The 14,598-nt window shown below is 67.6% G+C and carries 13 protein-coding genes; 8 read left to right on the top strand and 5 right to left on the bottom strand.

The window, feature by feature from the left end; all coding sequences use genetic code 11:
- Positions 1-178: 178 nt before the first annotated feature.
- The 5 genes from AC0WR5_RS05270 (at position 179) to AC0WR5_RS05250 (ending at position 6,528) form a co-directional block, all read left to right on the top strand.
- Complete coding sequence (locus tag AC0WR5_RS05270; protein ID WP_475867508.1) at positions 179-604, top strand: DUF1178 family protein; 426 nt, start codon at positions 179-181, stop codon at positions 602-604.
- Positions 605-634: 30 nt separating this feature from the next.
- Entirely contained in the window at positions 635-1,282 is a 648-nt protein-coding gene (locus AC0WR5_RS05265) for an SDR family NAD(P)-dependent oxidoreductase (protein WP_475867507.1), read from the top strand.
- Between the two features lie 105 nt (positions 1,283-1,387).
- Complete coding sequence (locus AC0WR5_RS05260; protein WP_475867506.1) at positions 1,388-2,626, top strand: aspartate kinase; 1,239 nt, start codon at positions 1,388-1,390, stop codon at positions 2,624-2,626.
- 209 nt (positions 2,627-2,835) lie between these two features.
- Positions 2,836-5,094 (top strand): phosphoenolpyruvate--protein phosphotransferase, encoded by a 2,259-nt coding sequence (ptsP, locus tag AC0WR5_RS05255; RefSeq protein ID WP_475867505.1) that lies wholly within the window; start codon positions 2,836-2,838, stop codon positions 5,092-5,094.
- A gap of 21 nt (positions 5,095-5,115) precedes the next feature.
- Positions 5,116-6,528: an FAD-binding oxidoreductase gene (locus AC0WR5_RS05250; RefSeq protein ID WP_475867504.1), complete on the top strand. Its 1,413-nt coding sequence runs from the start codon at positions 5,116-5,118 to the stop codon at positions 6,526-6,528.
- 336 nt (positions 6,529-6,864) lie between these two features.
- Here the strand turns inward: AC0WR5_RS05250 and AC0WR5_RS05245 are convergent, their stop codons facing one another.
- Entirely contained in the window at positions 6,865-7,395 is a 531-nt protein-coding gene (locus AC0WR5_RS05245) for an adenine phosphoribosyltransferase (RefSeq protein WP_475867503.1), read from the bottom strand.
- 93 nt (positions 7,396-7,488) lie between these two features.
- Complete coding sequence (locus AC0WR5_RS05240) at positions 7,489-8,376, bottom strand: S-methyl-5'-thioadenosine phosphorylase (RefSeq protein ID WP_475867502.1); 888 nt, start codon at positions 8,374-8,376, stop codon at positions 7,489-7,491.
- A 350-nt stretch (positions 8,377-8,726) separates the two neighbouring features.
- On the opposite strand from AC0WR5_RS05240, the gene AC0WR5_RS05235 reads away from it, so the two are divergent.
- Positions 8,727-10,328 carry a SulP family inorganic anion transporter gene (locus tag AC0WR5_RS05235; protein ID WP_475867501.1) on the top strand — a complete coding sequence of 534 codons (1,602 nt, stop codon included), beginning with the start codon at positions 8,727-8,729 and terminating at the stop codon, positions 10,326-10,328.
- 231 nt (positions 10,329-10,559) lie between these two features.
- Here AC0WR5_RS05235 and AC0WR5_RS05230 read toward each other — a convergent pair whose 3' ends face one another.
- A complete protein-coding gene (locus AC0WR5_RS05230; protein ID WP_475867500.1) occupies positions 10,560-11,222 on the bottom strand; it encodes a CatB-related O-acetyltransferase in 663 nt (220 codons plus the stop codon).
- Positions 11,223-11,404: 182 nt separating this feature from the next.
- Complete coding sequence (locus AC0WR5_RS05225) at positions 11,405-12,013, bottom strand: flavin reductase family protein (RefSeq protein WP_475867499.1); 609 nt, start codon at positions 12,011-12,013, stop codon at positions 11,405-11,407.
- Positions 12,014-12,088: 75 nt separating this feature from the next.
- Between AC0WR5_RS05225 and AC0WR5_RS05220 the strand changes: the two genes are divergently transcribed.
- Positions 12,089-12,592, top strand: coding sequence for a GNAT family N-acetyltransferase (locus tag AC0WR5_RS05220; protein ID WP_475867498.1), 504 nt, complete (start codon positions 12,089-12,091; stop codon positions 12,590-12,592).
- A gap of 151 nt (positions 12,593-12,743) precedes the next feature.
- A complete protein-coding gene (locus tag AC0WR5_RS05215; protein ID WP_475867497.1) occupies positions 12,744-13,520 on the top strand; it encodes an EcsC family protein in 777 nt (258 codons plus the stop codon).
- Positions 13,521-13,624: 104 nt separating this feature from the next.
- On the opposite strand, the gene AC0WR5_RS05210 is transcribed toward AC0WR5_RS05215, so the two are convergent.
- Positions 13,625-14,485, bottom strand: coding sequence for an MBL fold metallo-hydrolase (locus AC0WR5_RS05210; protein WP_475867496.1), 861 nt, complete (start codon positions 14,483-14,485; stop codon positions 13,625-13,627).
- Between the last annotated feature and the right edge of the window lie 113 nt (positions 14,486-14,598).

Here is a 14,598-nt window from a genome sequence, read left to right as displayed (position 1 = left end):
CCCGGCCGAACAGGCCCCCGCACAGCGGGCGCCCCTGCCGGCAAAGTGAAACCAAATGCGGCAGATAGGGCGCGCCCGCTCCCTTGCGTCCGCCCTGGGCGCACGGCCTCCCTGCCGCCGCTTGCATCCGCGCGGCATGCAATTATGTGATAGGAAAGTTTCGAAAGACCGCTCCGCCATGATTCAGTTCACCCTGAAATGTGATCACGATCACCGCTTCGACAGCTGGTTCCAGTCTTCGGAGGCCTACGACAAGCTGGCCGCCGCGGGCATGGTCGCCTGTTCCGTCTGCGGATCGACTGCGGTCGCCAAGGCGCCCATGGCGCCCCGGGTGCAGACATCGCGCGACGACAGCGCCCGCCCCGCCCTGAAGGCACCGGCCAGCGAGGCCGAGCGCGCCCTGGCCGAACTGCGCCGCAAGGTCGAGGAGAACGCCACCTATGTCGGCGGCAATTTCGCCAGCGAGGCGCGGGCGATCCACGAGGGCGAGAGCCCGCAGCGTCCGATCTATGGCGAGGCAAAGCCAGACGAGGCCCGCGCCCTGATCGAGGACGGCGTCCCGGTGATGCCCCTGCCCTTTGCCACCGGGCGCAAGACCAACTAGGCTGTCCCCGGGACTGAACGGGGATCTTCCATGCATATCGTGATTACCGGTGCCAGCCGCGGCATCGGCGCCGAGCTGGCGCAGCGCTACCGGGCCGGGGGCGCCCGGGTGACGGGCACCTCGACCACGGGCGGCGATGGCCTGCTGCCGCTGGACGCGGGCGATGCCCGCAGCATCGGCGCCTTTACCCGCGCGCTCGACGGCCAGCCGGTGGACCTGCTGATCTGCAACGCCGGGCTCTACCTCGACAAGGGACAGGCGCTGGACACCGGCTTTGATGCCGCCACCTGGGCGCGGATGATGGCCGTGAACGCCTCCGGCCCCTTCCTGACGATCCAGGGGCTGCTGCCCAACCTGCGGGCGGCGGACGCGGCGAAGATCGCGATCATCTCCTCGGCCATGGCCAGCGACGCGCGTGCGCCGGGCGGCAGCTACATCTACCGCGCCTCCAAGGCTGCGGCGCTGAACATCGGGCGCAACCTGGCTGTGGATCTTGCGCCCGAGGGGATCGCCCTGGGCATCTATCACCCCGGCTGGGTGCGCACCGACATGGGCGGCGCGGGGGCCGATATCGACGTGGCGACCTCGGCCGCGGGGCTTCTGGCACGCTTTGCGGCGCTTTCCCCGGCCACCACCGGCTGTTTCGAGGGCCACGACGGCACAAAGATCCCCTTTTGAGGTGGTTTCGCACCGTCACCGCGCGGCAATCGCGCTTGCGTGCGCCCCCGTCCCCGCGTAAACCGACCCGCGATTTACCCAATTGAAACGGGCCAAGGACCAGACATGCCTGTTCTCGTGATGAAATTCGGCGGTACCTCCGTCGCCAACCTCGACCGGATCCGCCGCGCCGCCAAGCGCGTGGGCGTGGAAGTGGCCAAGGGCTATGATGTCATCGTCATCGTTTCGGCCATGTCCGGCAAGACCAATGAACTCGTCGGCTGGGTCAACGAGACCTCTCCCATGTATGACGCGCGCGAATACGATGCCGTGGTCAGCTCGGGCGAGAACGTGACCGCCGGGCTGATGGCCCTGACCCTGCAGGAGATGGATATCCCCGCCCGCAGCTGGCAGGGCTGGCAGGTGCCGCTGAAGACCAACAGCGCCCATTCCGCCGCCCGGATCGAGGAAATCCCCCAGGACAACATCAATGCCAAGTTCGCCGAGGGCATGAAGGTGGCGGTCGTCGCGGGCTTCCAGGGGATTTCCCCCGAGGGCCGGATCACCACCCTGGGCCGGGGCGGCAGCGACACCACCGCGGTGGCCTTTGCCGCGGCCTTCAACGCCGAGCGCTGCGACATCTACACCGATGTCGACGGGGTCTATACCACCGACCCGCGCGTCTGTCAGAAGGCCCGCAAGCTCGACAAGATCGCCTTCGAGGAAATGCTGGAGCTGGCAAGCCTCGGCGCCAAGGTTCTGCAGACCCGCTCGGTCGAGCTGGCGATGCGCTACAACGTCAAACTGCGTGTTCTGTCGAGTTTCGAGGAACAATCCGACACAGCCGGCACCCTTGTCTGTGCCGAGGAGGACATCATGGAATCCAACGTCGTCAATGGCATCGCCTTCTCCCGCGAGGAATCGAAGATGACGCTCGTTTCGGTCGCCGACCGTCCGGGCATCGCCGCCGCGATCTTCGGCCCGCTCTCCGAGGCCGGGGTGAACGTCGACATGATCATCCAGAACATCGCCGAGGAAGGTCGCACCGACATGACCTTCTCCTGCCCCACCGAACAGGTGAAGCGGGCGGAAAAGGCGCTGTTTGATGCCAAGGAAAAGGGCAGCATCAACTTCCACGACCTGGTGGCCGACACCAACGTGGCAAAGGTGTCCGCCGTGGGCATCGGCATGCGCTCGCAATCGGGCGTGGCCGCCAAGATGTTCAAGACGCTCTCGGACGAGGGCATCAACATCAAGGTCATCGCCACCTCCGAGATCAAGATCTCGGTGCTGATCGACCGCAAGTACCTCGAACTGGCCGTGCAGGCGCTGCACGATGCCTTCGGCCTGGAAAAGGCCGCCTGAGGAACTGGCCACATGGCCATGACCGTCGCAGATCACGGGCCGGTCTCCGCAAGGGGGCCGGCCTTTTTCGTGCCGCCTGCCGGTTGGGCGGCCGGCCGCCGGTGCCCGGCGGCAAGGGGCCCGACAGCGCCCGGACGCGAAAAGGTATTTTGCTTCCCCTCTGCCTGTGGTCTATTCGGACCGCAGCGAACGGAGGCGACGCGCGGGACATGACCGAGGGGCACCAGAGTGACAGCCGGCAGATGCTGGGCCGTCTGCGCGAAGTCATGGCCGAGGATGCCCACGGCCAGGCGCGACTCGACCGCATCACGCATCTGATCGCCTCCTCGATGAAGACCGAGGTCTGTTCGGTCTACCTGTTCCGCGACCCCGAAACGCTCGAACTTTGTGCCACCGAGGGCCTGAAGGCCGAGGCCGTGCACCAGACGCGGATGCGCCTGGGCGAGGGCCTGGTGGGGCGCACGGCGCGCAGCGGCCATGTGGTGAACACCGCCGATGCCCCCAAGGAACAGGGTTTCCGCTACATGCCGGAGACCGGCGAGGAGATCTATTCCGCCTTTGCCGGCGTGCCGATCCAGCGCCTGGGCGAGACGCTCGGCGTGCTGGTCGTGCAGTCGAAGGAGGCGCGCAAGTACTCCGAGGACGAGATCTATGCGCTGGAAGTGGTGGCCATGGTTCTGGCCGAGATGGCCGAGCTTGGCGCCTTCATCGGCGACAGCGCCGCGCTGACCGCGCGCCATACCAAGCCGGTGCTCTTCCGCGGCGCCTCCGGGCAGGAAGGCAGCGCCGAGGGCCATGTCTGGCTGCACGAGCCGCGCGTGGTGATCACCAACCCGATCGCCGACGATCCCGAGCGCGAGAGCGCCCGCCTGCACGAGGCCGTCGAACAGCTGCGCGTGGGCGTCGACAAGATGCTGGCCGGGGCCTCGGAGGGCGACGCCGAACAGCTCGAGGTGCTGGAAGCCTACCGGATGTTCGCCAATTCCAAGGGCTGGATGCGCCGGATGGAGGCCGACATCGGCCGCGGCCTCTCGGCCGAGGCCGCGGTGGAGAAGGAACAGAGCACCGCACGCTCGCGCATGGCCACCGTGCAGGACCAGTACCTGCGCGAGAGGCTGCACGACCTGGACGACCTGTCGAACCGCCTGCTGCGCATCCTGACGGGCCAGGGGCACGAGACCGGCGCAGAGATCCCCGCCGATCCGATCCTCGTGGCCCGCAACATCGGCCCGGCGGAACTGCTGGATTACGGGCGCTCGCTGCGCGGCATCGTGCTTGAACAGGGCTCTGTCGGCAGCCATGCCGCCGTGGTGGCGCGCGCCCTTGCCATCCCGCTGGTGATCCACGCGGCCAATATCACCACCGAGGCGCTGAACGGCGATCACATCATGGTCGACGGCGACCAGGGCATCGCGCACCTGCGCCCCGAGGATACCGTGGTGGCCGCCTTCCGCGACAAGATCGCGATGCAGGCCAAGGCCCAGGAACGCTATGCCTCGATCCGCGACACGCCCACGATCACCCAGTGCGGCACGCCGATCACCCTGACGATGAACGCCGGCCTGATGGCCGACCTGCCCAGCCTGGAGAGCTCCGGCGCCGAGGGTGTGGGCCTCTTCCGCACCGAGCTGCAGTTCCTGATCCGCAACAAGATGCCCACCCGCTCCGAGCTCTCGGGCCTCTATTCGCACGTGCTCGACAATGCCAACGGCAAGCGCGTGGTCTTCCGCACCCTGGATATCGGCTCGGACAAGGTGCTGAGCTACATGAAGCCCAACGACGAGCCGAACCCCGCGCTCGGCTGGCGGGCGATCCGCGTGGGGCTCGACAAGCCCGGCGTGATGCGCATGCAGCTGCAGGCGCTGATCCGCGCCGCCAATGGCCGGCCGCTGACGGTGATGTTCCCCTTCGTGGCGCAATACGAGGAATACAAGGCCGCCTGCGCCGAGATGGACAAGGCCCTCGAACGCGAGCGGATCCTGGGCCATGCCCTGCCCGCGACGCTGGAAGTGGGCGCCATGCTGGAAACCCCCAGCCTCGCCTTTGCCCCCCAGGCCTTCTTCGAGGAGGTCCAGTTCCTGTCGATCGGGGGCAACGACCTCAAGCAGTTCTTCTTTGCCGCCGACCGCGAGAACGAGCGCGTGCGCCGGCGCTATGACACGCTCAACATCTCCTTCCTCAACTTCCTTGGCCAGATCGTCGAGCGCTGCGAAGCCACCGGCACGCCGCTCAGCTTCTGCGGCGAGGATGCCGGCCGCCCGGTCGAGGCCGTCTGCCTGGCTGCCATGGGCCTGCGCGCGCTGTCGATGCGTCCCGCCTCCATCGGCCCGGTCAAAAGCCTGCTGCTGCGTGTGGACCTGGGCGAGGTGCGCCGGGTCATCGACGAATCCGCCGCCCGCGGCGACCAGTCGGTGCGCCGCGCCGTGCTCGAGCACCTGCGGAGCGTGATGCGCGAGAACGGCAACTGACGTCCCGAGAGAGAGACCCCCATGAGCGATCTGACCCCCGCCGACGGCGCCTTTGCCGAAGCCCTGCGCGCCTTCCTGCCCGAGGCGGCGTTCCGGGCGCCGGAGACCTACGTGGTCGAGCCGCGCGGCACCTGGAAGGGGCACGCGGGCGTGGTGGTGGCGCCCGCCAGCACCGAGGAGGTCTCGCGCATCATGAAGCTGGCCCATGCCGCCCGGGTGCCGGTGGTGCCCTATGGCGGCGGCACGGGCCTCGTCGGCGGACAGGTGATGTCGGATGATCCGGCGCCGCTGGTCCTGTCGCTGGAGCGGATGAACCGCGTGCGCGCGGTCCATGCGGCCGAGAACGTGATCACCGTGGATGCCGGCGTGATCGTCGAGGAGATGCATACCGCCGCCGAGGCCGAGAACCGGCTGTTCCCGCTCACCTTCGGGGCCATGGGCACGGCGCGGATCGGCGGCGCGCTCGGCACCAATGCCGGCGGCCTGAACGTGCTGCGCTATGGCAATACCCGGGAACTCTGCCTCGGCCTCGAGGTGGTGCTGCCCGATGGCCGGGTGATGAACACGCTGACCCGGCTGCGCAAGGACAACACCGGCTATGACCTGCGCGACCTGATGATCGGCTCGGAGGGCACGCTGGGCGTGATCACCGGCGCCGCCTTCAAGCTCTTCCCCCGCCCCACCCGCAGCGCCACGGCGCTGATGGTGGTGCCCGATCCCGCCGCCGCGGTCGCCCTGCTGGCGCTGACCCGCGATCACGCGGGTGACGGCGTCTCCGGCTTCGAGCTGATCTCGGGACAGGGGCTGAAGTTCCTGGCCGAGCACCTGCCGCAGATCCGCCGCCCCTACGACCCGGCGCCCGAGTGGATGGTGCTGACCGAGCTGGGCCTTTTCGGCGACAGCGACCCCCAGGCCCTGCTCGAGGGGATCTTCACCGATGCCTTCGAGGCCGGGCTGGTCACGGACGGGATCATCGCCCAGAGCGAGACCCAGGCCGCCGAGCTCTGGCACATGCGCGAGGCGATCCCGGAGGGCAACCGCGCCGTGGGCGCCATCAGCTCGCACGACATCTCGGTGCCGATCAGCGACCTGCCCCGCTTCATCGACGAGGGCCGCGCGAAGCTGGCCGAGATGGGGCCCTTCCGGCTGAACTGCTTCGGGCACCTGGGCGACGGCAACCTGCATTACAACGTCTTCCCCCCGGAGGGCGGCAGCAAGGCCGAGTACATCGCGCACAAGCCCGCGGTGATGGACATGGTGCATGCGCTGGTGGTGGCCTATGGCGGCTCGATCAGCGCCGAGCACGGCATCGGCCGGCTCAAGGCCGCGGATCTCGAACGCTACGGCGATCCGGTCAAGCTCGAGATGATGCGCGGGATCAAGGCGCTCTTTGATCCCCATGGAATCATGAACCCCGGAGCGGTGCTCGACTGACCGGTTTCGCAGTTTCGGTCAACACCTGCCGTACACGTCAGGCCATGGCGCAACTTCAGGGTGCAACCCCCTGATGTGCCGGGCTTTTGCGCAGGCCTTTGATCGGCTGCCCGGCGCCCCGACACAGTCTCACCGTCCCGAAAAACTCACTGTCCTGGAAAAGGAAAAGCGCGCCTCGCCAAGGGGGATCAGGCAAGACGCGCTGGCGGCTCCCTCGAAACCGACAGAGACTGCCGGTTCCCAACCGATGTCAGCGATGTAATCCCACAGACCTTAAGAAGAGGTTTACGCGACCGCGGCGGCTCTCGCCCCGGTCTCTTCGTCCCTCTCGGGCGCTCAGAGCCCCTCGAAGGCGCAGAGGGTCTGCACGTCCATGCCAAGCGCTTCAAGCTTGGCCCGGCCGCCCAGTTCCGGCAGGTCGATGACGAAGGAACAGCCCACGATATGGCCGCCCAGCCGCTCGATCAGCTTGATGCCGGCCTCGGCGGTGCCGCCGGTGGCCAGCAGGTCGTCGACCAGCAGGATGCGCTCGCCCTCGGTGATGGCGTCGTCATGCACCTCCACCACGGCCTCGCCGTATTCCAGAGTATAGCTCTGCTCGATGCAGGCAGCGGGCAGCTTGCCCTTCTTGCGGATCGGCACGAAGCCCACCGAGAGCTGATGCGCAATGGCGCCGCCCAGGATGAAGCCGCGCGCCTCGAGGCCCACGACCTTGTCGATGCGCACGCCGGCGTATTGGTGCACCATCTGATCGACCGCCATGCGAAAGCCGCGCGGATCGGCAAAGAGCGTGGTGACATCGCGGAACAGGATCCCCTCGTGCGGAAAGTCGGGGATGGTACGGATGTAATCCTGAACGGTCTTCATGGCATGCTGGCCTTCGCTGCTGCGTTTTTCCGTCGGCCGTTCTGTCGCAAAGCGGCCCGCACCGCAAGGGCTGCCTGCCCCGACGGCACCGGCCTAGAGGATCCGCCCTGCCACCGCGTCGAGTTTCGCCAGCAGCTCGGGGTCGCGATGCTCCGGCGCGGTCATGGCGCCGAAATCGAGCGCGCTGTCACAGCCGGTGCCACAGCCCCGCGGCATGCGTTCGGTCAGCGCCACGATCATGGCGCGGGCATGGGCGGTATTGGCCCGCAGCACCGCGCGGATCTTGGCCACGTCCACCGCGCCGTGCTCCTCGTGCCAGCTGTCGTAATCGGTGACCATGGCGACGGTGGCGTAATGCAGCTCGGCCTCGCGGGCCAGCTTGGCCTCGGGCATGTTGGTCATGCCGATCACATCGCAGCCCCAGGTGTTGCGGTACATCAGGCTCTCGGCCAGGGTCGAGAACTGCGGCCCCTCCATGGCCAGGTAGGTGCCGCCCTCGTGCACCGTCACCCCGGCCTCGCGCGCGGCCCGCGCCGCCGCCGAGGCCAGCGAGCCGCAGACCGGGTGCGCCAGCGAGACATGCACCACGAAGCCCTTGCCGAAGAAGCTCTTTTCCCGGTTCACCGTGCGGTCGATGAACTGGTCCACCAGCACGAAATCCCCCGGCGCCATCGCCTCGCGGAAAGATCCGCAGGCCGAGACCGAGAGCACATGGGTGGCCCCCAGCCGCTTCAGCGCATCGATGTTGGCGCGATAGGGCACGTCGGTGGGGCTGTACACGTGACCGCGCCCGTGACGGGGCAGAAAGGCCAGCTTCACGCCGTTCAGCCGCCCGGTCAGGATCTCGTCCGAGGGCGCCCCCCAGGGGGTATCGACCGCCTGCCATTGCGCCTCTTCCAGCCCGTCGATCTCGTAGAGGCCCGATCCGCCGATCACCGCCAGCATCTCTTCGCCGGGGTCGCCCATGCCCATCTCGCTCATGCCCTGTCCTCTTTTTGCCGCCGCCTCAGGCCTAGCACTTCGCGCCCCGGCAGTGGGGCCCAAAGTGCCGTCAAATCGCGGCAATGTTCAAGAACCTCCGGGCCGCCCCGCCCCGTCGCTGGCCGGACCCTGCCTCTTCCCTGCCTCCCGCGCGACCCAGGCGCTACGTACAAGGGCAAAATTCCCCCCCGGCACCGCCCTTCGCCGGGCAGGATCCGCCTTTCGGCCCTGTTTTCCCTGTATCTGCGGCAGGATCGGCGCTTTTGCAGGAGCTTTCCTTGCCGCGTTGCAGCAAACGGGGTAAGCGCTCCTGAAGAACAGACGCCCCAAGCTCCTACAGGTTTTGCCAAATGCCAGCCGACGAATTCCTCGCCTTCGCCAAACGCCTCAGCATGCCCGACCTGCGGCTCTCGCCCAATGACGACAAGCTGACGGCCGGACGGATCCGGATCGAGCTGCTCTCGGGGCTGACCGTGGCGCTTGCCCTGGTGCCCGAGGCGGTGGCCTTTGCCTTCGTCGCCGGTGTGAACCCCCTGGTGGGTCTCTATGCCGCCTTCATCATCGGGCTGATCACCGCCATCCTGGGCGGCCGGCCCGGCATGATCTCGGGGGCGACGGGGGCCATCGCGGTGGTCATCGTCTCGCTGGTGGCCACCCATGGCATCGAGTACCTCTTTGCCGCCGTCGTCCTGATGGGGGCGATCCAGATCTTCATCGGCTTCATGCGATGGGGCAAGTTCATACGCCTGGTGCCGCACCCGGTGATGCTGGGCTTCGTCAACGGCCTGGCCATCGTGATCTTCATGGCCCAGCTGGAACAGTTCAAGGTGCCGGGCACCGAGGAATGGATGTCGGGGATGCAGCTGGTGGTGATGCTGGCACTGACGGCACTGACCATGGCGGTGATCTACCTGATCCCGCGCGTGACCAAGCTGATCCCCGCCCCGCTCGCCGGCATCGTGGTGACCGCGGCGATCGTCATCGGCTTCGGCCTCAACGTGCCCCGGGTGGGCGACATGGCCTCGATCAGCGGCGCCCTGCCCGCCTTCCACATCCCCGCCGTGCCCTTCGACCTGGAAACGCTGAAGATCGTGCTGCCCTATTCGATCATCATGGCCATGGTCGGCCTGATCGAGAGCCTGCTGACGCTCAACCTGCTGGGCGACATGACCGACCAGCGCGGCGGCGCCAGCCAGGAATGCGTGGCCCAGGGCACCGCCAACGTGGTCACCGGCTTCTTCGGGGGCATGGGCGGCTGCGCCATGATCGGCCAGTCGATGATCAACGTGAAATCCGGCGCCCGCACCCGCATCGCCGGCATCGTGGCGGCCCTGCTGCTGCTGTCGTTCATCCTCTTCGCCTCTCCGCTGATCGAGCAGATCCCGCTGGCCGCGCTGGTCGGCGTGATGTTCATGGTGGTGATCGGCACCTTCGCCTGGAACTCCTTCAAGATCATGCGCGTGGTGCCCGCCACCGACGCGGTGGTGATCGTGCTGGTGACCGTGGTCACCGTGCTGACCGACCTCGCCACCGCCGTGGTCGCGGGCGTCATCGTCTCGGCCCTGGCCTATGCCTGGAACAACGCCCGCCGCATCTCGGCCAGCACGGAAACCGACGCGACCGGAGCAAAGATCTACAAGATCAACGGCCCGCTCTTCTTCGGCTCCACCGATGGCTTCACCGAGCTCTTCACCGTCGACGAGGATCCTGCCGCAGTGGTGGTGGATTTCGCGGCCAGCCGCGTGGTGGACCAGTCCGCCCTGCAGGCCATCGAGGCCATCGCGGGCAAGTACGAGGCCGCCGGCAAGCAGATCCAGCTGCGCCACCTCAGCCGCGACTGCCACCGGCTGCTCTCCAAGGCCGGTCACCTGATCGTCGACAGCTCCGATGATCCGGAATACGAGCTGGCGGTGGATTACAAGGTCCGCACGGGCATCCTCGGCGGCCACTGAGCCCCCCCTTCGCACGAAACTTCGGGGCCGGTCTTCCGCAGGGAGGCCGGCCTTTTCATGCCCCATCCGGCGAAAATGGAAACCTGTGCATGGGGGCTCTGCCCCCGTCTCCTTCGGAGCCTCCCCCGGGATTTTCATGGCCAGATGACGGGGGAGGCCGCGCGCTCTTTCATCTGGCCACAAATATCCCCGCCGGAGGCATCCGACGGCGCCGCTGGCGCGGCAAGCCGATCAGGGGGCGATACGCTCCAGCATCGAGATGTCTCCCCCCTCGAGGTAGGGGCGCGCCTGGGCGATATGGCTGGCTGGCCAGTCCCACCATGCAAGGCGGTTGAGCTTGGCTATCTCCGTCGGGGCAAAGCGCATCCTCTGCACCCGCCCGGGATTGCCGGTGACCACGGCGTAATCCGGCACCTTGCCGCGCACCACCGCCCCGGCCCCCACGATTACCCCGTTGCCGATCCGCGCCCCGGCCAGCACCCGGGCGCCATGGCCCAGCCAGACGTCGTTGCCGATCTCCATGTCGCGGGTATCGGGCTGACTGGCCTGGATCTCGGACCGGGCAAAGACCTGGAAGGGAAAGGTGGTGATCCCGCCGGTGGCGTGGTTGGCCGAAGCGCCGAGAAAGCGCACCCCGTGGGCGATCTGGCAGAACTTGCCGATCCGCAGGTGGTCCTGCGAGAAGTCGAAGAGATAGGGCGCCAGCCGTGCCGCCCAGCCCTCCCGGTCGGGCGGGTCGAAATCCGAGGCATAGGTATAGGCGCCGACGCTGATCTGCGGATGGTCGATCGCCGCACGCAGCAGCACTGTCCCATGGTGGGGCGTGCCGTCGGGCAGCACGATCGGATAGAGCGTATCGGGATCGGGCAGGGAGTATCTCGCGGAAACCGTCATCGGCGCTCCTTCAAAAGACGTGGCAAGGCAATGCGTACGGTCTTCAAAGGGGCTGATCCCTCATGCCCTCACTCGCGCCCTCCCCAAGTGCGGAATGGGCAGAGGCTATCAGAAAATGCCCGAAACGGAAAGGGCGGCTCCTGCGCGCCGCCCTCGCTGCCCCGTGGTCCGGCTCCGCAGCCCTATTTCTGGCCGGGGCGGTTCAGGCTGAAGACCTCGCGCACGGCGGCGTAATCGCGGTAACCCAGCCGCGAGAGCGGCTGGAAGGAGGTGACGTCGAACTGCCCCTGCAGCATGCAGTCGTCGCGCATGTGCACGCCCACGACCTCGCCCAGCACCATGATGTTGGAGGGGCCCTTCAGGTCGATGATCTGGGTCAGGCGACACTCCAGCGCGGCCGGTGCCCAGGCCACGCGGGGCGCGTCGATCACCCGGCACTGTGCCTTCTCGAGGCCGGCCACGGTGAACTCGTCCTCACCCGCCGGCAGGCCGGCCGAACTTGCGTTCATCGCATCGCGCATCGCGTATTCCACGATGTTCACGCAGAAGACCCCGGTGTCGCGGATGTTCGAGACGCTGTCCTTGCCCTTTTCGCGGTCTTCCTTGCTGCCGGTCGAGGCAAACATCACCTGCGGCGGCGTGTCGGCGACGGCGTTGAAGAAGGAATAGGGCGCCAGGTTGTCGCGCCCGTCGCTGCCACGGGTGGAGATCCAGCCGATCGGGCGCGGGCTGACGATCGCCTTGAAGGGATTGTGCGGCAGGCCGTGGCCCTCTTCGGGTTTGTAGAACATCTCTCACTCCATCCGTTTGAAGACGGTTTAATGACGTGCTAGGGCCCTTTCCACCGAAAATACGGATAGTTGCGCATGTTCACGCTCACATCGGAGAGCCAGGACGACTGGTGGGAGGTCGAAGGCCTCTACGATCTCTGTTTCGCTCCCGGCCGGACGGCGCTCAGTTCCTACCGGCTGCGCGACGACGTGGCCCCCGTCGAGGGGCTCTGCCAGGTGGCCCGCGATCTGCAGGGCATCATCGCCGGTGCCATACGCTACTGGCCCGTCCGGGTGGGCGGGGCGCCCACGCTGCTGCTGGGCCCGGTGGCCGTGCACCCCACCCACCAGGGCGAGGGGCTGGGCGGCATGCTGATCAACCACTCCCTGCACATCGCCGGTGACAAGGGCTGGGGCCGGGTGCTGCTGGTGGGCGACGCGCCCTATTATTCGCGATTCGGCTTTACCCGCCGCGAGGGGGTGGAGATGCCGCCCCCCACCAACCCGGACCGCGTGCTGGGCCTCGAGCTGATCCCCGGCGCCTGGGAGGGCGTGACCGGCCCGGTGACGAAATTCAGCGAGACCGGCCCAGACAGCTGAGGTGATGCCCGCGGGCATCCCCTTTCCCGGATGCGGCCTGCGGCCTGCGCCCCCCGGCGAGGTCTGCTCCCGGTCCCGTGATGGAACACCCTTCAACTTGGCGCGTTTCTTCCCATGTAGTACCGTGGGACAACCCGCGAGGAGAGAGGACATGCCCAGGGACTTTCCCCCTGACCAGGATATCGCCCCCGATGTCGACAAGGAAATCACCCGGCTGGCGCGCCATTACAAGCGCGCGGGCGGCCCGGGGCTGAAGGTGCTGAACATGGTCGGCAACCGGGCCGAGGACCTGCTGCGCAGCCTGCCCCAGGGGGTCGGCAACCGGATCGACGAGCTGGTCTTTTCCTCGCTGGAGATCGCCATGCAGGCGGCGGAACGCTCGCGCGGGCTGGTCCGGGATCAGCCCGGCTGGCTGAACCTGACCGCCAGCACCGGCATGGGCGCCATCGGCGGCTTTGGCGGCCTGCCCACGGCGCTGGCCGAACTGCCGGTCACCACCACGCTGCTCCTGCGCAACATCCAGGGTGTCGCGGCCTCGGAGGGCTTTGACCCGGCCGAGAAGAACGTCCAGTTCGACAGCCTTCAGGTCTTTGGCGCCGGCGGGCCGCTGGGCCACAACGAGGGCGCCGAGACGGCCTTTTTCACCTCGCGCGTCACGCTGACCGGCGCCACGGTGCACGGGCTGATCGCCAAGGTCGCGCCGCGCTTTGCCGCGGCCCTGGGCCAGAAGCTCGCGGCGCAGTCGGTGCCGGTGATGGGCGCCGCGGCGGGGGCGGCCACCAACCTGGCCTATACCCATTACTATACCCAGATGGCGCGGGTGCATTTCGGGCTGCGGCGGCTGGCGATAGAGGCCGACCGTCCGGAGGCGGAGCTGGTGGAACAGCTGCGCGCCGAGGTCACCAAGAAGCGGATCAGGGGCAGCTGAAGCCGAACCGGTGACAGGGGGCCCTGCCCCCGTCTCCCTTGCGGGAGACTCCCCCGGGATATTTGGGGCCAGATGAAAGGAGCCGGCGCGCGCGGTTTGCCGCGTTATTCCTCGTCATCCCGCAGGGTTTCGGGCTGCAGCACCACGATGGTGGGGCGCGCGGGAAGCTCGCGGAGCGAAAGGGTAAGCGCGCTGTCGTCGCGGATGTCCACCGCGAAGTCCGAGGAGACCTCCTCGAGGAAATAGCGCAGGCTGGTGCCCGAGAACCAGTGCATCGGCAGCACGAGAGAGCTCTTCAGCCGCTCCACCACCCGCACCATCGAGGGCGTATCCAGCGTCATGCCGCCATCCACCGGCACCATCAGCACGTCGAGGCGCCCCATGGCGGCATATTGTTCGTCGGTGGGTTCGTGGTGCAGGTGGCCCAGGTGGCCGACGCAGAGCCCCTCGACCTCGAAGATGAAGATCGAGTTGCCATGGGTCTCGACCCCGCCGCCATAGGCCGAGCGGATGTCGGTGGAGACATTGCGGATCAGCATGTCGCCGATCTCGAGGTGATGGTCCGCCGCCTCGCCGAAGGTCTCGGACCAGCCGCGCAGCACATGGGGAATCGCCGGGTCTGGCGTGGTGGTGTAATGCGAGGAATGTGCATGGTTCATCGTCACCACGTCGGGCAGGAAATCCGCGGTGCCGATGAAGCCGGGAAAATCCGTCACCACCGAGACGCCGCCGGCGCTCTGCAGCAGGAAGGCGGAATGGGTCAGGTAGCGGATCCGCACGGAATACTCCGGCACCGGATCGCGGAACGAGGCCTTTTGCAGGTAGTGCAGCCCCGGCGCCGCATCGGCGATGGCAATGCAGTGGCTCAGGCGCTGCTGCGCCGCGGCCCCTCCGGCCTGCAGCGGCAGGAGCAGTGGCAGGGCGGCGAGAGAGAGAAGAAGCGGGCGGATCGTCTTGCGGATCATCGGGCAGGTCCTCCTGCCCGTCAGGGTAGCATGCGCCGCCCCGGGCGCCCTTTCACGGCCGCGTGACCGGGGCGCCCCTGCGCCTCGCGCCCCGGGACCTGCCCGCAAAAGCG

This window comes from Pseudooceanicola sp. DL12 (assembly GCF_056270665.1).
Note: the sequence above shows the minus strand (reverse complement) of the source record. Positions and strands in the feature narration are given on the sequence as shown.

Coding starts and splice junctions, on each gene's coding strand:
- AC0WR5_RS05215 (WP_475867497.1), top strand. CDS start 12,744: ATGCCCAGGGACTTTCCCCCTGACCAGGATATCGCCCCCGATGTCGAC.
- AC0WR5_RS05225 (WP_475867499.1), bottom strand. CDS start 12,013: ATGTTCTACAAACCCGAAGAGGGCCACGGCCTGCCGCACAATCCCTTC.
- AC0WR5_RS05265 (WP_475867507.1), top strand. CDS start 635: ATGCATATCGTGATTACCGGTGCCAGCCGCGGCATCGGCGCCGAGCTG.
- AC0WR5_RS05240 (WP_475867502.1), bottom strand. CDS start 8,376: ATGAGCGAGATGGGCATGGGCGACCCCGGCGAAGAGATGCTGGCGGTG.
- AC0WR5_RS05210 (WP_475867496.1), bottom strand. CDS start 14,485: ATGATCCGCAAGACGATCCGCCCGCTTCTTCTCTCTCTCGCCGCCCTG.
- AC0WR5_RS05260 (WP_475867506.1), top strand. CDS start 1,388: ATGCCTGTTCTCGTGATGAAATTCGGCGGTACCTCCGTCGCCAACCTC.
- AC0WR5_RS05230 (WP_475867500.1), bottom strand. CDS start 11,222: ATGACGGTTTCCGCGAGATACTCCCTGCCCGATCCCGATACGCTCTAT.
- AC0WR5_RS05250 (WP_475867504.1), top strand. CDS start 5,116: ATGAGCGATCTGACCCCCGCCGACGGCGCCTTTGCCGAAGCCCTGCGC.
- AC0WR5_RS05270 (WP_475867508.1), top strand. CDS start 179: ATGATTCAGTTCACCCTGAAATGTGATCACGATCACCGCTTCGACAGC.
- AC0WR5_RS05220 (WP_475867498.1), top strand. CDS start 12,089: ATGTTCACGCTCACATCGGAGAGCCAGGACGACTGGTGGGAGGTCGAA.
- AC0WR5_RS05245 (WP_475867503.1), bottom strand. CDS start 7,395: ATGAAGACCGTTCAGGATTACATCCGTACCATCCCCGACTTTCCGCAC.
- AC0WR5_RS05235 (WP_475867501.1), top strand. CDS start 8,727: ATGCCAGCCGACGAATTCCTCGCCTTCGCCAAACGCCTCAGCATGCCC.
- ptsP (WP_475867505.1), top strand. CDS start 2,836: ATGACCGAGGGGCACCAGAGTGACAGCCGGCAGATGCTGGGCCGTCTG.